The organism is Janthinobacterium sp. GW823-FHT06H09 (genome assembly GCF_058794735.1).
In genome coordinates, this window is the sequence record NZ_JBXAHC010000004.1 from 431,640 (window position 1) to 451,929 (window position 20,290).

At 61.7% G+C, this 20,290-nt stretch carries 12 protein-coding genes; 2 read left to right on the forward strand and 10 right to left on the reverse strand.

All coding sequences use genetic code 11. The features are described 5' to 3' along the window. Positions 1 to 39 precede the first annotated feature (39 nt). The 10 genes from nusA to AC1Q6X_RS09085 all read right to left on the reverse strand — a co-directional run bounded on the left by nusA (position 40) and on the right by AC1Q6X_RS09085 (position 13,714). On the reverse strand, positions 40 to 1,605 hold the full coding sequence (gene nusA / locus AC1Q6X_RS09040) for a transcription termination factor NusA (protein WP_492496516.1): 1,566 nt from the start codon (positions 1,603 to 1,605) through the stop codon (positions 40 to 42). After that, a complete protein-coding gene (rimP, locus tag AC1Q6X_RS09045) occupies positions 1,602 to 2,090 on the reverse strand; it encodes a ribosome maturation factor RimP (RefSeq protein WP_035828693.1) in 489 nt (162 codons plus the stop codon). The genes nusA and rimP overlap by 4 nt, the downstream gene beginning before the upstream one ends. Before the next feature lie 344 nt (positions 2,091 to 2,434). Further along, the gene (rluB, locus tag AC1Q6X_RS09050) at positions 2,435 to 4,513 is read right to left on the reverse strand and encodes a 23S rRNA pseudouridine(2605) synthase RluB (protein ID WP_492496518.1); all 2,079 of its coding nucleotides are present in this window, start codon (positions 4,511 to 4,513) and stop codon (positions 2,435 to 2,437) included. Continuing rightward, positions 4,506 to 5,300, reverse strand: a complete 795-nt coding sequence (scpB, locus tag AC1Q6X_RS09055) for an SMC-Scp complex subunit ScpB (protein WP_070219235.1) — start codon at positions 5,298 to 5,300, stop codon at positions 4,506 to 4,508. Before scpB ends, rluB begins: the two co-directional genes overlap by 8 nt. A 414-nt stretch (positions 5,301 to 5,714) precedes the next feature. Then, complete coding sequence (locus tag AC1Q6X_RS09060; protein ID WP_070219236.1) at positions 5,715 to 6,734, reverse strand: glucokinase; 1,020 nt, start codon at positions 6,732 to 6,734, stop codon at positions 5,715 to 5,717. Between the two features lie 349 nt (positions 6,735 to 7,083). Next, entirely contained in the window at positions 7,084 to 8,046 is a 963-nt protein-coding gene (locus tag AC1Q6X_RS09065) for a VTT domain-containing protein (protein ID WP_070219237.1), read from the reverse strand. A 27-nt stretch (positions 8,047 to 8,073) separates the two neighbouring features. Continuing rightward, positions 8,074 to 9,765, reverse strand: a complete 1,692-nt coding sequence (locus AC1Q6X_RS09070) for an ABC transporter ATP-binding protein (RefSeq protein WP_492496521.1) — start codon at positions 9,763 to 9,765, stop codon at positions 8,074 to 8,076. Positions 9,766 to 9,774: 9 nt separating this feature from the next. Further along, entirely contained in the window at positions 9,775 to 10,890 is a 1,116-nt protein-coding gene (locus AC1Q6X_RS09075) for an ABC transporter permease (protein WP_230503515.1), read from the reverse strand. Positions 10,891 to 10,899: 9 nt separating this feature from the next. Beyond that, positions 10,900 to 11,838 (reverse strand): ABC transporter permease, encoded by a 939-nt coding sequence (locus AC1Q6X_RS09080; RefSeq protein WP_492496523.1) that lies wholly within the window; start codon positions 11,836 to 11,838, stop codon positions 10,900 to 10,902. Positions 11,839 to 11,878: 40 nt separating this feature from the next. Beyond that, positions 11,879 to 13,714, reverse strand: a complete 1,836-nt coding sequence (locus AC1Q6X_RS09085) for an ABC transporter substrate-binding protein (RefSeq protein ID WP_070291152.1) — start codon at positions 13,712 to 13,714, stop codon at positions 11,879 to 11,881. 624 nt (positions 13,715 to 14,338) lie between these two features. On the opposite strand from AC1Q6X_RS09085, the gene AC1Q6X_RS09090 reads away from it, so the two are divergent. Together AC1Q6X_RS09090 and AC1Q6X_RS09095 are read left to right on the forward strand one after the other, a co-directional pair. Continuing rightward, positions 14,339 to 17,119, forward strand: a complete 2,781-nt coding sequence (locus tag AC1Q6X_RS09090; protein WP_492496525.1) for a TonB-dependent receptor — start codon at positions 14,339 to 14,341, stop codon at positions 17,117 to 17,119. A 178-nt stretch (positions 17,120 to 17,297) separates the two neighbouring features. Continuing rightward, positions 17,298 to 19,976 carry a TonB-dependent receptor gene (locus AC1Q6X_RS09095; protein WP_492496527.1) on the forward strand — a complete coding sequence of 893 codons (2,679 nt, stop codon included), beginning with the start codon at positions 17,298 to 17,300 and terminating at the stop codon, positions 19,974 to 19,976. Positions 19,977 to 20,290 lie beyond the last annotated feature (314 nt).

Sequence of the window (20,290 nt, forward strand, 5' to 3'; positions counted from 1 at the left end):
TCTTTTCTATGTGTCGCGGAGATGATAAAGATACTCAAATTAAGCCTTTGCGGATTCGGCCAGACTCCATGCCTTGGCTTGCAACGCCTTGGCACGATCGTCGTATTTCGAGTCAACCAACTTCATCTCATCGTCGGTCACATCTTTAAATTCACTTGTAATCAGTTCACGCGCACGGTCCGCAGACAAGGCCAGGATTGCGCCAAATTCGTCGTATGCCAGTGCTGCAAATGCTTCTACGGTCTTGATACCAGCCAGACCCAGCTTGCCGGCGGTGATGCGATCCATGCCTTCCAGATTCACCAACGCCTCGTCCATGCCTTCCAGACCCTCTTCCGAAGCGATCGCTTCGGTCACGAGCGCATCACGCGCACGGGTACGGAGTTCATTGACGGTATCTTCGTCAAACGATTCGATTTCCAGCATTTCGGAAATTGGCACGTAAGCGATTTCTTCCAGACTGGCGAAACCTTCTTCCACCAGAATATCGGCCACTTCCTGGTCGACATCGAGCTTTTCCATGAACAGGATGCGCACGGCAGCCGTTTCCTGGGCAGCTTTGTCGGCCGATTCTTCGGCCGTCATGATGTTGATCTTCCAGCCGGTCAGGTCCGAGGCCAGGCGCACGTTCTGGCCGGAACGGCCGATCGCGATTGCCAGGTTTTCTTCGTCCACGACGACATCCATCGCGTGTTTTTCTTCATCGACCATGATCGACGACACGTTCGCCGGCGCCAGGGCGCCGATGACGAACTGCGCCGGATCTTCCGACCACAGCACGATGTCGACGCGTTCGCCGCCCAACTCGCCGGTCACGGCCTGCACGCGCGAACCGCGCATGCCGACGCAAGTACCGATCGGGTCGATGCGCTTGTCGGCCGTGTAGACGGCGATCTTGGCGCGCACGCCGGCATCGCGGGCTGCGGATTTAATTTCCAGCATGCCTTGCTCGATTTCCGGCACTTCCAGCTCGAACAGCTTCATGATGAATTCCGGCGCGGTGCGCGACAGGATCACTTGCGGGCCGCGCATATTGCGGTCGATGCGCAAGATGAAAGCACGCACACGGTCGCCGATACGCAGATTCTCTTTCGGGATCATCTGGTCGCGTGGCAGACGTGCTTCGATCTTGCCCGATTCGACGATGGCGTCGCCGCGTTCCATGCGCTTGATGGTGCCGGTGACGAGCGAATCGCCGCGCTCCAGGAAGTCGACCAGGATCTGTTCACGTTCGGCGTCACGCACGCGCTGCAGGACCACCTGTTTGGTATCCTGGGCGAAACGGCGGCCGAATTCAACGGATTCGATCGGTTCTTCGATATGGTCATCGACTTCGATATCGGGAATCTGTTCTTTTGCCTCGAAATGCAGGATCTCCTGATCCGGCAATTGCAGGCCCGCTTCATCGGGCACGACGTGCCAGCGGCGGAACGATTCGAATTCGCCCGTTTCGCGGTCGATCGAAACGCGGATGTCTACTTCACCCTCATACCGTTTCTTCGTGGCTTGCGCCAACGCGAATTCGAGGGCGCCGAAGACGACATCTTTATCGACGTTTTTTTCGCGCGCCAGCGCGTCAACCAATAATAAAACTTCGCGGCTCATGCTTTGCGTCCCTTAAAAACCACCTGCGGCACCAAGCGTGCCTTATCCACATCGGCGAGCGTAAACTCCAACATCGCCGGACCATCCTTACCTTCAAATTCCAACGACAATTTATCGCCCACGGGTTCTTGCAAGATCCCCTGGAACGATTTCCGGTTGTTCGTACCCGGCATCGCCACCATCAGCTTGACGATGATTTCCTGGCCTGCGAAACGGACGAAGTCTTCCAGCTTGCGCACCGGACGATCGAGACCCGGGGAAGAAATCTCGAGACGCTCGTAAGGAACGTTCTCTACCGTCAACACATGCGATAACTGGTGACTGACCGTGGCACAGTCTTCGACCGTGATCGGACCTTTTTCAGCGGCATCGGCGGCGCTGAAATCAATAAAGACGCGCAGCAGCCCGCGCTCGGCACGTTCGACATCAACGAGCTCATAGCCCAGACCTGTAACTGTCTTTTCAATTAATCCCAACTGCTGCAAGAAATTCTCCAGAAATAAGGCCCGTTTTCGGCATGACAGCGCCGCAATAAGCGCCGACAACATGCAAAAACACGCATTCAAGTCATATATGGCCCCTTGCGGAGCCATTACAAACGGTTCAACAAAAAAAAAATGGGCATCTGCCCATCTTCTTGTATTTTCCCAACCAGATGAAAGCACTCCCCACCAAACAACCCTGCGGAGAACTTTTATTAGGCTGCAGATTATAACCTCTTATTAACTTCGCCGCAATGCCGCACACGAGGAGCGGCCCGGCTTACAACAGTTACAAGAGCGCGCACCCGCGGCAGATCGGCGGGCGCGCAAGAAGAAACTCTTCCCGATTAACCTTTGCTGCGGCGGCGCGGCATGCCATCCATGCCGCCGCGATCCATGCCGCCGCGCGGCTGGCCGCCGGAACGTGCTTGCCCACCGGCACCACCGCCGGCATTGCGGCGCGGACCCGTGTTGGCGAAGCCGAAGGCCGTTTGCAGCGGATCGGGCTGGCGCGGACCGCGCTGCGGCGCGCGGCCTTCGCCACCACCGGCCGGACGTCCCTGGCCTGCCGCACGCGGCGGACGGCCCTGGCCTTGGCCTTGCGCGCCTTCGAACGATGCCGACGAACGGGGCTGGCCGCCCTGGAACGGACCTTGCGGCTGGCCGCGGCCCGGACCACGCGCTTCGCCTGGACGGCCGGCGCCGCCCGGGCGGCCCTGGCCTTGCGGACGGGCAAACTGGCCTTGCGGCTGGCCACGGCGCGGCGCGACAGGGAACGGATCGGCGTTGCGGTTGCTCACATCGATGCGGTTGCCATTCGGCTCGTCATCGCGGCTGGCCTTGCGCGCTTCGCGGCCCTTGGCGGCGCCAGCGGCACGGGGGTCGCCCGATGCCGGCATTTTCTTTTCGATGCCGTAGGCGGTCAGCAGGTCGCGCACGGTGTTTTCATCCATCTCTTCCCAGCGGCCGCGTTTCAGGCCGCTCGGCAGGGTCATGGCGCCGTAGCGGGTACGGATCAGGCGCGAAACGGTCAGGCCGATGGCTTCGAACATGCGGCGCACTTCGCGGTTACGGCCTTCGCCGATCACCACGCGGTACCACTTGTTGATGCCTTCGCCGCCGCCATCGGCGATCTTCGAGAACTGCGCCAGGCCGTCTTCCAGCTCGACGCCGGCCAGCAGCTTCTGGCGCATGCCCTCTTCCAGCTCGCCCAGGGTACGCACGGCGTACTCGCGGTCGATGCCGTAGCGCGGGTGCATCAGGCGGTTGGCCAGGTCACCGGACGTGGTAAACAACAGCAAGCCTTCCGTGTTGAAGTCGAGGCGGCCAACGGCCAGCCACTTGCCCGCCTTCATGGTCGGCAGGCGGTCGAAGACGGATGGACGGCCGTCCGGGTCGTTGTGGCTGACGATTTCGCCGGCCGGCTTGTGGTAGACCAGCACGCGCGGCGGCTTCTTGCTGACGCGGCGCTGGATCAACTTGCCGTTGATGCGCACATGATCGCTCGGCAAGATGCGCTGGCCGATGTGAGCCGGCTCGCCATTCACGGACACGCGGCCCGAAATGATCAGGTCTTCCATGTCGCGGCGCGAACCGAGACCGGCTTCGGCCAGTACCTTGTGCAGCTTCGGCGCATCGTCGTCGGACGTCAGGTCGCGGCGCACGGCCGCTTTCTGTACACGGCCCGTGCCGCCTTCTTCACTGTCGAAGGCGTCGGAAGTAACGAACGAGAAGACGGCATCAGCGTCGCTGAGCTTGCCTGGCGCAGCCTGGCGGCCCTTGCCCTTTTTACGGCTCTTGCCGGCATTCTTGCCGGCACCCGGCACGTCGTTGCGGGGACCGCGCGGCAGGCGCGGGCCGGACACGAGGTTGCCTTCGGCATCGAACACGTCGGCGACAGGCGCGGCAGCTTGCTCTGCGGCAGGCGCTGCGGCAACGGCATCGGCCGCCTGCGGCGCTTCGGCGCGCGGGGGCTGGCGCAACGCGCGCTCCGCCTGCACGCCGCGCATCTGGCGCGGACCGCGGGTCGGGCGTGCTTCGGCCGGCTTGTCAGCGACGGCTTCCGGCGCCGTTTCAGCGACGGCGGCAGCGGCCTTGGCGGCGGCGCGGGCGCGCGGCGGACGCGGCGCAGGTGCAGCGACGGCTTCGGCAGCCGCTTCAGCGGCGTCGGCCACGGCCTTCAGGGCCGGCTTGGCGCGGGTTTTCTTGGCGGCGGGCGTAGCGTCGGCGGCGACAGCTTCCGCGACGGGCGCATCGGCGGCCACGTCGGCTTTCGTGCGGCGCTTCGGCTTGGCGGCGACAGCGTCGCCAGCCGTGCCGGCAGCAGCCGCGTCAGCTTCGATCTGGGCCTTGGTGCGGCGCTTGGGCTTGGCAACGATGGCTTCGTCGCTGGCGGTTACTGTCTCGGGTGTGTTCGGATTATTCATTCTTCGTTTCTTGGCTGTGCTGACCTGGCGCAGCGTCAACCGTTAGTTCTGGCGCAGGGTCGTGAGTGTAGGCTTCGTCCATGGGCGAAGCATCGGGGCCGGCATCAAGGCTTGCTGTCACATCTACATCTGTCACAGCCGTATTGCTACCTGCACCAAGCTGGGGGACAAGCTCATTGCTTGCCTTGTCAAAATTTTCCTGCAGGGCCGCTTCCAGGGCTTCAAGCCCGTTGCCCTGCATCTCGCTGATTTGCTGCAAAGGCGGCAGCTGGGACAGCGATTGCAAACCCAGATCATCCAAAAACTGCTTGGTGGTGGCCAGCAAGGCCGGCCGTCCCACCACGTCGCGGTAGCCGATGGCATCGACCCAGCCACGGTCTTCCAGCATCTTGATCGTCTGCGAATTGACGGCAACGCCGCGAATTTCCTCGATATCGCCGCGCGTCACCGGCTGGCGGTAGGCGATGATGGCCAGGGTTTCCAGGGTCGCCCGCGAATACTTGGGCGGCCGCTCGGGCGTCAACCGGTCGAGATACATCTTCATTTCCGGGCGACTTTGAAAGCGCCAGCCCGAAGCCAGACTGACGATCTCGATGCCGCGCCCTTCCCACTCGTCGCGCAACTCTTCCAGCAATTGCTTGATCGTGTCGGCGCCAACGCCGACACCGCGCACACGACCATTCTCGTCCGCATCGACGAACAGCTTTTTCAGGCTGTGGATCGTCAGCGATTCACGAGCGCACAGCAACGCGGTTTCGAGGACTTTTTTAGCCTCAATTGTATTCATAGCAATTCTGTGCGGATGTGTGTTGCAATTCGTATGCAGAGAAAGAAATCAAAAACGTTCATTTCAACGTAACAGATGGCAGACATCGATAATGACGCCGTGCTGGGTTACTAGTTGAGGCTGTTTTTCCGACGCCTTGGCCGATGCGCGCAAAGCGGGATTAAAGCGGATGCAGTGAAAGTCCTGCCATCCATGGTGCTGGCCTTAATTAACCTTCACTAAGTAACCAGCAATGAAACGATCTCCGGAGCAGCTGCTTTTCCCGTGGCGGCGAACCAGCCAGACAGGAGAGCGACAGTCGTCGTTTCATCCAACGATGCCAATTGTACCTGATAAAAAGCGGAAAAGCGCAAAACCGGGCAAAACACGCGTTTTACCCGGCCCTGGCGCGACACATCGCCCGTACCTCGCGCATCACAGGGAGGCGAGTTTCTCCGAAAGAATGGCCGATGCACCCAGGAAAGCTGGATACTGCGCCGTGATGACGAAGGTCGGCACTTGTGACACGTAATTGGCGAAGCGGCCCTTGCGCTCGAAGCGGGCGCGGAAACCGGAGCGGTCGAAACGCGCCCCCAGGCGTGGCACGATGCCGCCGCCGATATAAATGCCGCCCAGCGCGCCCAAGGTGACGGCGACGTTGCCCGCCACCGTGCCGAGCATGCAGCAGAACGCTTCGATGACATCGTCGCACAGCTGGGATTCGCCGGCCAGCGCGCGGCGCGTGATTTCCGCCGCCGGCAACGCTTCGGCCGGCACGCCCGCGCGGTCGGCCAGGGCGCGGTAGATCAGTTCCAGGCCATCGCCGGAAATCAGGCGCTCTGCCGAGACGTGCTCGTATTCGCGCCAGGCAAATTGCAGGATGCTCACTTCCGTTTCATTGAACGGCGCAAAGCTGACGTGGCCGCCTTCGCTTTGCAGGGCGATCCAGCCGCCGTGCGAAGGAATCAGGCCCGACACGCCCAGGCCCGTGCCGGCGCCGATCAGGCCGATGGCCGTGTTCGGACGGGCCGTGCCCGCGCCCACCTGGTGCTTCTGTTCGCTCGACAGCTGCGGCAAGGAACGCGCCAGGGCCGTGAAATCGTTGACCACGTCCAGGGTCGTGAAGCCGCACTCTTCGCGCATGGCGCGGATCGAGAACGACCAGTGGTGGTTCGTCATGCTGAGGAAGTCGCCGTCGACGGGGTTGGCAATGGCGATCACGGCATGGCGCACGGCTTGCCCGCCTGCGGCAGCGATGTGCGGCAGGGCCAGGTAGGCTTGCAGGGCGGCGGACAGACTCGGGTAATCGGCACAGGGCAGCACTTCGACCAGGGTGATGTGGCCGGCGGCCACTTCCAGGGCGAAACGGGCATTGGTGCCGCCCACGTCGGCCAGCAGGCGCGGTCCATCGGCAAAGGCGGAAGTCGGCAGTACGGGAGAAGACGAAGCGCTCATGATTTTAAATGATGAAGTGGGACGCATGGGACGCCAAGCTTAAAGGATGAATGCGCCCGGAGGCAAGCAAAGTTTGTAGTTTAAGTACATCAAAACAAGCCTTTATTGGTAGTTCCACTCCAAATGCAACAGGCAAGGCCAAAGTTGCTCGAAAACAATGATTTATAGTAAGTACCTACACTCGTCAGACGCACCAAAATCATGCTGCATAGCAGCAGGAATCGCGTAAAAACAAGAGTATGCCGCAGTTTGCGCAAAGCCGCTTTGTAGGGGGCGGCCCAGGCGTGGCGGCGCCGTCCCGGTGGCCCGGCGACAGTATTTTCGTATTATTACTACCGGTTTTTACTGCTCAGGAGGGCAAGCCTTCGCCCAGCAGGCTGGCGGGTGCCGGCTGGTCCGAGCGGTAGGCGGCATTCCACGCGTCGAGGCCGCCATGCAGGGGCTTGGCCCTGTGAAAGCCGTGCTGGTGCAGCAGCTTGGCCACTTGCGCGGCCGTCACGTCGTTGGGGCAGCTGCAATACACGATGATGTGGCGGTCCTTGTCCATGGCGATCATGGCGGGCACCGGCTCCTTGCCATTGAAGAACAAGGCGCCCGGCACGGCCGGTTCCAGCGCTTGCGCCGTGGCACTGCGCGCGTCAACCATCAGCGGCTCCTCGCCCTGCTCTATGAGTTCAAGCAATTCATCGATGCCGATGCGCTCGATCTGCAAGGCCTGGCGGAAACGCCGGCGTTCGAGGAATTTGTACAGCAGGAACAAGCCCAGCAAGGCGGCCAGCATCAGCAAGGCCGTACTGCCCATGGTGCTGAGCAAGTCCAGCACCTGCTGCACGCTGGCGTGAAAGATCACGCCGACGGCGATGCCGGTGCCGCTCCACAGCAAGGCGCCCAGGCCCGCATACAGGAAGAACAGGCGCGGCGGCGTGCCCAGCGCACCCGACATGGGCGCGGCCACGGTATTGAATCCCGGCACGAACTTGGAGACGATCAGGGCTTTCGGGCCCCAGCGCTTGAATTTGTCTTCCGTCTGGCTGACGCAGTAATCGGGCGACAGCGAGATGCGGCACAGCAGCCGCAGGATGCGCTTGCCGAAATGGCGGCCCGCGCGGAACCACGTGAAGTCGCTGATCAGGCAGGCGCCCAGCGCGGCGGCCAGCACCAGCCCCCCATTCATGTCGCCATCGACGGCCAGCGCCCCCGCCACCACGAGAATGGGAAAGGCGGGAATCGGCAGACCGAGCTGCTCCACCAGCACGATGCCAAAGACAATCAGGACGCCGTAATGTTCGAGCAGATAAATAAGGTTGGGCATGGCCGCTATCTTACCGTAAAAAGCCCCCTACAACTGCACGCCCTTCGGTATGGCGCTCAACAGGGTGCGCGTGTACGGATGCACGGGATTGCGGTACAGCTCGTCCGAATCGGCCAGCTCCACCACTTGCCCCTTGTGCATCACCATCACCTGGTCGGCGATGTATTTCACCACTGATAAGTCGTGCGAAATGAAGATGTAGGACAGGCCGAATTCATCCTGCAAATCCTGCAGCAGGTTGAGCACCTGCGCCTGCACGGACACGTCCAGCGCCGACACGGATTCGTCGCACACCAGAATCTCCGGCTGCATGGTCAGGCAACGGGCAATGGCGATGCGCTGGCGTTGGCCGCCCGAGAACTCGTGCGGATAGCGGTGGAAAGCCTGTTCCGGCAAGCCGACTTTATCGAGCAGCCAGTAGGCCTTGGCGATGCGTTCCTTGTCATCGACGCCGATCTTGTGGATGCGCATCGGTTCCAGCAAAATCTGCCCCACAGTAAAGCGGGGATTCAAGGACGCATACGGATTCTGGAAGATGATCTGGATGCGGCGTTTATAGGGCAAATACTCTTTGTTCGGCATGGCAATCAGGTCCTTGCCGTGGAACATGGCCGTGCCACTAGTTGCCTGGTGCAGGCGCAGCAGGGTCAGGCCCACCGTCGTCTTGCCGGAGCCGGATTCGCCCACCACGCCCAGGGTTTTTCCGCGCGGCAAAGTGAACGACACGTCCTTGACGGCCTGGAATTCGCGCTTGCCGAACAGGCCCTCGCGCGTATAAAAGCTTTTACTGAGATTATTCACCACCAGCACCGGTTCGTCGCCCGGCGTATAGCCGCGCGTGCGCTGTTTCACCTCGACGCCGGGGCCAGCCGTACCCTCCATATAATCGGCGATGACGGGCAAGCGCCATGGGCGCTCGTCCAGCGACGGGCGGCAATGCAGCAGCGCTTTCGTGTAACTGTCTTGCGGCGCTTCGAACACTTGCCGTACCTCGCCCGTCTCGCGCACTTCGCCGTGGCGCATGACGATCACCTGGTCGGCGATCTCCCCCACCAGGCCCAGGTCGTGGGTAATGAAGAGCACGGACATCTGGTGCTTCTTTTGCAGCGCCGCGATCAGGTCCATGATCTGCTTCTGGATCGTCACGTCCAGCGCCGTCGTCGGTTCGTCCGCGATCAGCAGTTTCGGCTCGCAGGCGATCGCCATGGCGATCATCACGCGTTGCTGCTGGCCGCCCGACATCTGGCTCGGGTAGGCGTCGATCTTCGTGGCGGGGTCGGGTATGCCCACTTCCTCCAGCAATGCCAGGGTACGCGCGCGCGCCTGCTTGCGGTTCATGCCCATGTGCTGGCGCAATACCTCGGCGATCTGGAAGCCAACGGTGAAGACGGGGTTCAGCGACGACATCGGCTCCTGGAAGATCATCGAGATATCCTTGCCGCACATGGTGCGGCGCTCGGCGATCGACAGTTGCAGCAGGTCGCGCCCGCCGAAGTGGATGCGCGATTGCGGATCGATGATGGTGCTGTCAGGCGGCAGCAGGCCCATCACGGCCAGGGAGCTGACGGACTTGCCGCTGCCCGACTCGCCCACCAGGGCGACGGTGCTGTTGCGCGGCACGTTGAACGAGATGCCCTTGACGGCTTCGAACGTGGTCTTCTTGTCCAGGCGGAAGGTGACGCGCAGGTCGCGCACTTCCAACAGGTTATTCTGGTCCATGAGCAACTCCTATTTCACTTTGGGGTCGAGCGCATCGCGCAAGGCATCGGTAAACAGCGAGAACGCCGTCACCAGCACGGCCATCGCCGTGGCGGCGGCCGTCAGCTGCCACCATTTGCCCAGGATCAGTTCATTTTGTGCCTCGTTGAGCATGCTGCCCCACGAAACGGTGCCCACCGGCACGCCAAAGCCGAGGAAACTCAGGATCACTTCCGCCTTGATGAAGCCCACCACGAGAATGGACATCTGCACCAGCGCCACGTGGCTCACGTTCGGGAAGATGTGCGAGAACATCTTGCGCCAGTGCGAGGCGCCGATGGCGTCGGCCGCCATCACGTATTCGCGCGCCTTGTGCTTGATGTATTCGGCGCGGATCAGGCGGTATGGCCCCGTCCAGCCCGTCAAACCGAGGATCAGCACGATGGTCAGCACGCCCTTCTGCTGCAGCACGGCCGCCACCGTCAAGATCATCAAAATCGACGGAATCGACGTGAAGATGCTGTAGAACCAGTTAAAGAAATCATCGACGATGCCGCCGAAGTAGCCGGACACGGCGCCAAAGATCGTGCCCAGCACCACGGCCAGCAAGGCCGCCACGAGGCCCACGACGATCGACGTCTCGCCGCCCTTGATGGTTTTCTGCACGATATCGTGACCCCACTTGTCGGCGCCGAACGGCAGGGTCGCCGCCTTGTGCGCGATCAGCTTTTTCGTCTTGCCCATGCCCGCGCGCAAGGCCGTCAAGTCGTCGGCCAGCGGGTCGATGACGCCGTACATCTCGACGCCGGCAGATGGATTGCTGCCCATCTGGGCGCGCAGTTCGGCGATATCGTCGGCCAGCGGGTCGAGCACGTTGACGGGTGTCGGCGCGCTGCGCTCGTCGGACTGGGGAATGGCGCCGTCGGCGGCGCCGGCCGCATCCTTGTCGGCACCGACAAACGTGGGCGGCGCATAGCTGACGGCCACTTCGTCTTCCCAGTTCGCCGCCACCAGGCCGCTGGCAGACGCCAGCACCAGCAGGAAAAATGCGCCGACCACGGCCAGCGATACCATTGCAATCTTGTCGCCGCGCAAACGGCGCCACGCCAGGGCCCACAGGCCGGGCGATGTATGAGGTTTCGACATCGTCTCTTTCTACTTCAGTTGTACGCGAGGATCGACCGCCTGGTACAGCAGGTCGGTGAGCAGGTTGAAGAGCATGGTGGCGGCGGCAACATACACGGTGATCGCCTTGATCACCGGAAAATCGCTGCGCTCGACGGCCAAAATCACTTCACGCCCGATGCCGGGAATGCCGAAGAAGCGCTCGAGCAGGAAAGCGCCGATCAGCAGGGCCGGCAAGTTCGACATCACATAGGTAATGATGGGAATGCCGGCATTGCGCAGCACGTGGACCCACATGATGCGGCCTTCCTTGAGGCCCTTGGCGCGCGCCGTGCGCACGTAATCCTGGTTCGCCTCGTCCAGCACGAAAGTGCGGAACAAGCGCAGGGTCGGTGCGATGGACACGGCCAGGCCGATCAGGATGGGCAGAGTCGAATAGCGCAGCAGGTTTTCCCAGAAGCTGTCGCCCCAGCCCTGCACGGGGAACAGGCCCAGCTTGTAAGCAAAACCGTACTGGAAGACGATGATGTAGACGAGGATGGAAATCGACATGCCCACCGTGCAGGCGATCATCACCATGCGGTCCGTCAGCGAACCGCGCACGAACGCGATGGCCAGCGCCAGCGCCACGCCGAAGAACGTTTCCAGCACGGTCAGCGGGATCAGCACCATCATCGACGGCCCCAGGCGCGAGGTGATGATGTGCGACACGGACTCGCCGGTCGCCCAGCTCTGGCCGAAATCAAACGTGATGATCTGCTTGATGAAGATCCACAGCTGTACATAGTACGGCTGGTCGACGCCGAGCTGGCGGCGGATGTTGGCGATGCTTTCCGCACTAGACATCTTGCCGGCCAGGATGTAGGCGGGGTCGCCGCCCACCCAGTTGAACAGGATAAACACCAGCAGGACCACGCCCAGCATGGTGGGCAGCATCTGCCACAAGCGGCGCAGGATATAAGCAAACATAATGATTCCTTGTCGTATATGGTGTTAAAAGCGGCCGCGCTTATTTTTTAGCCGAGTCAGCCGCAGGCGCCACCGGCGCGCCCGTGCTGTCGATATCCATATACGCCCATTCCTGGAACAGGATAGGGTGCTTCTTGTAACCGAGCACCGACTTTTGCGCCAGCATGTTGCGGTAGCGCGCGTAGCCGATCAGGGCGCCCGCATTGACTTCCAGGCGGCGCGCCATCTTGTGGAACAGCTCGTCGCGCTCGGGGCTGGCCGGCATGGCCTGGCTGGCCGCGTACCATTTATCGTACTCGGGGTCCTGGTAGCAGCCATTGTTGTTCTGGTGCGTGTTGGGGCCGTAGAACAGCTGCATGAAATTGTCGCCGTCCGGATAGTCGGCCAGCCACGGCGCCGTGCGCGTCTGCATCTTGCACTGCTTTTCCGTCTTCAAAATGTCGGAAAAGATCATGCGGTCGTTTTCCATGCGGATGCCCAGCGAGTTGTACGTCTTGCGCCACATTTCCGCCTGCAGCACGCCATTGGCTTCGTTGCGCGAGGCGTAGCGGATCAAGAGCGGTTTGCCGTCCGGCAAGGTACGCCAGCCGTCGGCGCCCTTCTTGTAGCCGAATTTATCCAGCAATTTGTTGGCCAGCACGGGATCGTATTGCAGCAGGGATTTATAGTGCGGGTCGTAGCCGACGACGCCGGGCGGGATCGGATAGTCGAGGCGTTTGGCCTGGCCATTCCAGATGATGCGGATTTCCTCATCGATATTGTGCGCCATGGCAATGGCGCGGCGCAGGGCGATCTTTTCCTTGCTGAAACCGCCCAGGGTGGGGTCTTCCATATTCCAGTAGTAATAGCTGATTTCCGGATCCAGCAGGCGCGACAACTGCACACCCTTCTCCGCCAGCTCGGGACGCAGCTTGCCGTTCAGCAGCGCTTTCGGCGCCAGCGGGCCGTCGAGCCAGAACACGTCAGTGCCGCCGCTCTGGAACGACAGCCAGCGCGACTGGTCTTCGATCATCACGGAAATTTCGATGCGGTCGATGGCGGGAATGCGCTTGCCCTGCATCTGGCGCACGATGCGCTGGTCGTCCGGGTCGTCGCCGGCCATGAAATTCCATGTCTCGGGCAAATGCTGGGGGTTACGGTTGAGGACGATGCGGTTGCCGCGCGTCCATTCACCCAGGGTGTAGTAGCCGGTGCCGACGGGATTCGAGCCCACTTCGCCCTTCACGTCGCCGTATTTGTCCACCACTTCGCGCGCCACGGCGGCCGTCGGCACATAGGCGAGGATCATGGGGAAATTGAAATCGGTCTTGGTCAGCGAGATGCGCAGGGTGTACGGGTCGAGGATTTCCAGTCCCGCCACCTTCTTGCTGTAATCGAGCTTGTTCGACTTGGCCGCATCCTTGGCCAAGTCGTCCAGCCCCACCACCTTGCCTTCGAACAGCCAGCTGTGCGGCGACGCCAGGCGCGGATCGAACAGGCGCTTCCACGAATACACGTAGTCGGCCATCGTCAGTTCGCGGCGCTTGCCGCCGAACGCGGCGTCAGGCGTGTACAGGATGCCTTTTTTCAGGCGGATGGTATAGGTCTTGCCGTCGGCCGACACTTCCGGCATGGCGGCCGCCGCGCCGGGCACCACCTTGACGGGGCGCGCCAGGTAGTCATAGGTGTACAGGGTGTCGAAGACGGCCTGCGTGATGTGGTTCGAATACAGGTCGCGCGCGGTGGCCGGATCGAAGCCCGTCTCGGCGGCCGGCAGGATATAGCGCAAGGTTTTGACCGGCGCGGCCGCGGGGGCAGCGTCAACGGCCACGGCCGCCAGCGGCAGGGTGGCCAGGCAGGCGAGCAGCGCCACGCGCCGCATCCATGGTGACTTCATGTAATACCCTTCATCTCGATTATCTGTCGCACCGTATTGGTGCGCTTGTACTGGCTTCCCCCTGGGATACAGGATTCCACCGCCAAAACCAGTCCATCCTCGCAAGATCTATGCCTTGTTCATCGCCAGCCGGACCTGCAAGCAGGCGAGCCGGAAAAAGGCGTAACGATAACGCATATTCCGTTCGCCGGGCGAAAAGCCGCAGCACTGGCGTGGCGTGGCGCCACGCTCACCTGCCTCGCCGGGAGAATCTTGCGCAGCGCAACAAAGACAGGTCGCCGCCATGAAAAACCGGCCTGGCAGTAACCCTTACGGCTTCGAATGACAGCCGTTTTTATCGCAGTACGGAAAATGCGCATCGCAGTGCAACATTGAAATAATTGCAAATATTGAAACACGTCAACATTATAAAAAACACTGTTGTTTCCATGCTGAAAGCGGGTGTGTGCGCGTTGACAAGGTTTCTCGACAAATGGTCTTATCGATCACGACGGCTCACACGATATGCCGTTTGATCCATAGCGATTGCCGACGCAGCAATCTTTATCACCCTGGCAAAGCTGTGCCGCACAAGGGCCGGCCGAGCATACTTTCGGAGTTCTGAGAATGATGATGGAAACAGTGATGTCCCGCTCCGTACGCCTGATTTTTTCGGGTAGCGTAGCAGCGTTCAGCCTGGGCATGATGGCTGCGCCGGCAATGGCGCAAGACGCCAATGTGCAACGTGTGGAAATTACAGGATCGAGCATCAAACGGGCTACGGCCGAGACTGCATCGCCGGTACAGCTCATCACCCGCGACGACTTGATGAAATCGGGCAAGGCCACCGTCGCCGAATACCTGCAAACCCTGACCGCCGATGGCGCCGGCTCCCTGCCGACGGGCTTCGGCAACGGCTTTGCCGCCGGCTCCACGGCCATCTCGCTGCGCGGCCTGGGCGCCACCTCGACCCTGGTCTTGCTCAATGGCCGCCGCATGGCGCCGTTCGCGCGCGCCGATGACGGCCAGAAGAGCTTTACCGACCTGTCCACCGTGCCGATGCAGATCGTCGAGCGCATCGAGATCCTCAAGGACGGCGCCTCGTCGACCTACGGCGCGGACGCCATCGCCGGCGTCGTCAACATCATCCTGCGCAAGGACTTCGAAGGCCTGACCCTGAAAGGCGACACGGGCATCTCCGGCGACAGCGACGCCAAGCAGCACCGCGCCTCGCTGACCTTCGGCAAGGGCAACCTGGATACGGATAAATTCAACTTCGTCCTCAATGCCGAGTACAGCAAATCGGACATGCTGATGAACAATGACCGCGCCGGCCGCAAATGGATAGGCAAGGCCGACCTGCGTCCGTATGGCTATGCGATCAACACCCAGTTCGCCGGCGGCTACATCAATGGCAACAACGATGCGAATGCCGCACCGACGGGCCTGATCCGCGACCCCGTCACCAACAACTATGTGTCCCTGCCCGGCTGCTCCAGCTTGTCCGTGTCTTCGCCGCAAGATCCGAAGGGCGGCTGCCTGTGGCACCACGACCAGTTCCGCTCGATGCAGCCGAAGATCGAATCGATCAACCTGTACACGCGCGGCACCTGGCAAGTCAATGCCGACACCCAGGTGTATGCGGAAGCGGGCTACTCGAAGCGCGATACGGCCTTCACCCTGATCCCGCCCTCGATCACGCCGACCATCGCCTTCCCGCCGAATGCCACCAGCCCGACTGGCGTCGTCAACTACGGTTCCGGCGCCGGCACCACCATCGTGCTGGCCGCCAACCACCCGCAAAATCCGTATGGCGTGCCGGTGCGCGTGCGCTACCAGGCCTTCGACGTGGGCGCCAGCACGCGCCAGGCCAACAATGAGTTCAACCGCATCGTGCTCGGCGTCAAGGGCAACGCCATGGGCTGGGACTACGATGCCGGCTACACGCATTCGGAATCGAAGCTGCACCTCGATTACAGCAATATGCTGAACATGGCCGTCGTCAAGGATGCCCTGGGCAATCCGAACAGCCAATATTTCCCGTACTACATCGGCGCGCAGGCGGGCAAGAATCCCGCCTCGCTGTACGCGGCCATGGTGACGAACGCCACCTCCGATTCCACCACCAAGCTCGACATCATCGACTTCAAGGCCTCGCGCGAGCTGATGCAGTTGCCGGGCGGCACCCTGGGCCTGGCCGTGGGCGCGGAACACCGCCGCGACAAGCTCGACAATCCTTCGCTGTCGGGCACGCAGGACGGTTCCATCAACTCCAGCTATGTGGCGGCCAAGGGCGACAGCAAGGTCTCGGCCGTGTTCCTCGAAGTGCTGGCGCCCGTGATCAAGACGGTGGAGCTATCGGGCGCCTTGCGTTACGACAAATATGACCGTTTCTCGTCGACCACGCCGAAACTGGGCGCCAAGTGGACACCGGTGAAAACCTTCGCCGTGCGCGGTACGTATTCGGAAGGCTTCCGCGCGCCAGGACCGGCGGAAAGCAATGCCAACTCGCAATCGACGGGCACCTCGACCGTCAGCGATCCCGTGCGCTGCCCGGGCGGCACCCGCCTGCCGGGCGCCAATGCCAGCGATTGCGAACTGCAGGTGGCGGCCGTCAAGATCGGCGACCCGAGCCTGAAGCCGGAAAAGTCCAAGGGCTACACCCTGGGCCTCGTGTGGGATCCGTTCAACGATACCAGCCTGTCGCTCGATGCCTGGAAGATCAAGCGCGAAAACGAGATCAACCCGCTGCCGTACAACGAAGCGGCCGCCCTGCCGACGGCCGTGCGCGCCGACAACAACCTGACCATCAATGGCGTGGTGGTGCCGAACACGGGCACCTTGCTGATCACCAAGGCACCGTACCGCAACTCCAGCTACACGGAGATCAAGGGTATCGACCTGGACGTCAAGCAGCGCGTGCGCCTGGGCGACTACGGCCGCGCCACGTTCGGCCTGACCTGGACCCACATCGCCTCGTGGGTGCGCGCCGAGTCGGCCACCGTGCGCTACCAGTTCGCCGGCACGCATGGCAATTGCGATACCTCCAACTGCGCCGGCACGCCGAAGGACAAGATCAATCTGACCGGCTCGTGGGACCTGGGCAACTGGAACGTCAGCGGCGTGCTGAACTACCGTTCGGATATGAAAAATATCAAGTTTGAAGGCGATCCTTGCGCCTCCAAACTGGCGAACGGCACGCCGGCGCCGAACGGTTGCAAGCTCGCTTCGTTCACCACGCTCGACCTGTCGAGCCGCTGGAACGTCAACAAACAGTTGCAATTGTTTGCCTCGATCAACAACGTGACCGACAAGATCGCCCCGCTCGACCCGCTGACCTATGGCGGCATGAGCTACAACCCGATGGATGCCAGCGGCGCCATCGGCCGCTACTTCAAACTGGGCGCCAGCTACAAGTTCTTCTAAGCTGACACCCGTATCCTGGCGCAAGGCGGTGAGCAATCACCGCCTTTTTTTCGTCCGCGACTGTGGCGCAAGGCTCTCATCCACACGCCTATTGCGCCAGCGCAAACCTGACCTGCTGTGCGCCTGTAAAACTCCCTTGCAGGCCACTTGGCCCATGACCAAGCCACAGGAGTGTCAGATGACGCAAACCCGCAGTCCCTCCCCTACCTTGCGCCTGTTGTGCGCAGCCCTGCTCGGCGCGTATGGCCATGCGGCCATGGCGCAGGACACCGGCGCCGCCGGCGAGCCTGCCGCCATGCAGCGCGTCGAAGTCACCGGTTCCTCGATCAAGCGCCTCGTCTCGGAAACGGCGACGCCCCTGTCCATCTTCAAGGCCGAGGATTTCGCCAAACAGGGCCTGACGACGGCCCAGGAAGTGCTCAGCAAGATACCCTCGAATGCGTCCAGCATGGGCAGCGGCAATGCCGTCGGCGGCAATACCAGCGGCTTGCCCACGGGCGGCCAGGCCAGCGCCGACTTGCGCGGCCTGGGCGGCGACAAGACCCTGGTGCTGCTCAATGGCCGGCGCATCGCCAACCATCCGTATGACGGCGCCAGCGTCGACCTGAACATCATCCCCATCGCGGCCCTGGAAAGAGTCGAAGTGCTGCGCGACGGCGCCTCGGCCATCTATGGCACGGACGCCATCGGCGGCGTCATCAATTTCATCACCAAGCGCTCCGTCAACGTCACGAACATCACGGCCGAAGTGGTCGCCCCCGAACACAAGGGCGGCGGCGAGCACCGCATCAACCTGTCGACGGGTTTCGGCAAGCTCGACACGGACGGCTACAATATCTTCGGCGTGCTCGACTACCACAAGCAAAATGTGCTCACGTCGCAGGACCGCGCCTTTTCAGCCACCGGCATCGTCCCCTCGCGCGGCCTGTCCATTACCAGCGGCACGACGTTTCCTGGCAACTACTTCGACGCGGCGGCCAACGGCGGCAATGGCCTGGCCGGCAACCCCTACGCGGCCAGCGGCTGCCTGCCGCCGCTGTCGGTGCCGGCCGTGCCGGCGAACGGCACCTGCCGCCAGGATTACACGCGCCAGATCGACGACTTGCCCGCACAGCAGCAAATAGCCTTCTTCGGCAAGGGCGCCTTCAAGCTGGGCGGCGGCCACCTGGCCACGGTGGAATACCTGCATTCGGAAAACAAGGTGAAGGCACGCACGGCGCCGCCACCGCAAACGGGCCTGATTCTGCCCATCAGCAGCAAATATTATCCGGGCAATGCGGGCGGCGTACCGGCCCAGCCGGGCTTGTCGGGCCAGCCGCTGAGCGTCAACTGGCGCCCCGTCGAGGCGGGCCAGCGGCAGATCGATTCGGACGGCAAGGCGGACCGCCTGGTGCTGGCCCTCGAAGGCGAGCTGGCCGGCTGGGACTACAAGACGGGCCTGAGCCATGCCATCAGCAAGTCGTCGGAAAAATTCACGAACGGCTATGTGCAGGATGCGGGTTTTGCCGCTGGCGTGCTGAACGGCATTCTGAACCCGTTTGGCGAGCAGGATGCGGCCGGCAAGGCTTACCTGGCCAGCACGGCACTGCGCGGCGAAGTGCAAAGCGCCAAGGTCACCACCACGGGCTTCGACATCAAGGGCAGCCGCGAACTGATGCAGCTGGCCGGCGGCCCGCTGGCCATCGCGCTGGGCGGCGAGGCGCGGCGCGAAAAGGCCGACTTCAACGTCAACCGCGACATCGCCGGCCAGGCTGCCAGTTCCGGTCTGTCGGGCTCGCTGTCGAAGAGCGGTTCGCGGACCATCGAAGCTGTCTTCGGCGAAGTCAACTTGCCGCTGATCAAGGACCTGGAAGTACAGCTTGCCGCCCGCTTCGACCATTACAGCGACGTGGGCAGCACCACCAATCCGAAGCTGGCCCTGCGCTACCAGGCCAGCAGCGCGCTGGTGCTGCGCGGCTCGGCCAGTACGGGTTTCCGCGCGCCCACCCTGTTTGAAAAGAATGCGCCGCCGTCGAAGAACGATACCAACGATACCTATGATGACCCGATTTTGTGCCCCGGCGGCGTGCCGCAGCCCGGTGCCAACCCCTTGCGCGATTGCGACTTGCAGCAGTTCAAGCTACAGGGCGGCAATGAAAAGCTGAAACCGGAAAAATCCACGACCTTTGCCCTCGGCCTCGTGCTCGAACCCGTCAAGGAAGTCACGCTCGCCATCGATTACTGGAACATCCATTTGAAGGACAAGATTTCGTCCTTGCCCGAGCAATCGATCTTCGGCAACTACGAGAAATACAAGGCCTTGTTCCTGCGCAATCCCGATGGTTCGCCCTACGCCATCCTGGACTTGAACGACAATCTCGGCGAAGTGAAAACGGACGGCATCGACGTCAGCCTCAATGCGCGCCTGGCCCGTGGCGCGTATGGCGATGTCAGCGTGTCGGTCGATGGCACGTGGACCCGCAAGTATGACTACCAGAACGAACGGGGCGGCGCCTTCATTGCCAACGTGGGCCGCTACGCGGACAACAATCCCGTGTTCCGCTGGAAACATACGGCCGCGCTGAACTGGCGCATGGGCAACTGGGGCGCCACCGTGTCGCAATCGTTCAAGTCCGGCTACACGGATCAGAATCTGGTGGATCCGCAGTTCCGCCACGATGTGCCGTCGTACAGCCTGCTGAACGTGTCGGGCAGCTACGCGTGGAAAGGCTTGCTGCTGACGGCCGGCGTGAAAAACCTGTTCGACAGGGAACCGCCGTTCTCGAACCAGGGCACCTTGTTCCAGAAAGGTTACGACCCGCGTTACACGGACCCGATCGGGCGCGCCTGGTACCTGCGCGGCAGCTATACGTTTTAAGGGGAATTTTCAGGTCAATAGATAAAACAGGCAGCGCTGGCAACAGCGTGCCAGCAACAGAAAAGCGGCGCCATCAGCGATGATGTGCGCCGTTTTATTTTACGCATCTGAGCAAGGCTGACAAGGGTTCACGATACTTTATTGCTGAAGGATTACAAAAAAAACAGGGAAATGTTGCATTTCGTCCAAAAAGTCCGCGTGAAATTGACAATCTGAATCGTGAATGTTTTGATGAGGGCCCAGAAAATTTACAGAATTTTCATTGGTGGATTTTCAAAAAGGCAAATAAATTGTTGGCAAGCAACAAGTTATTT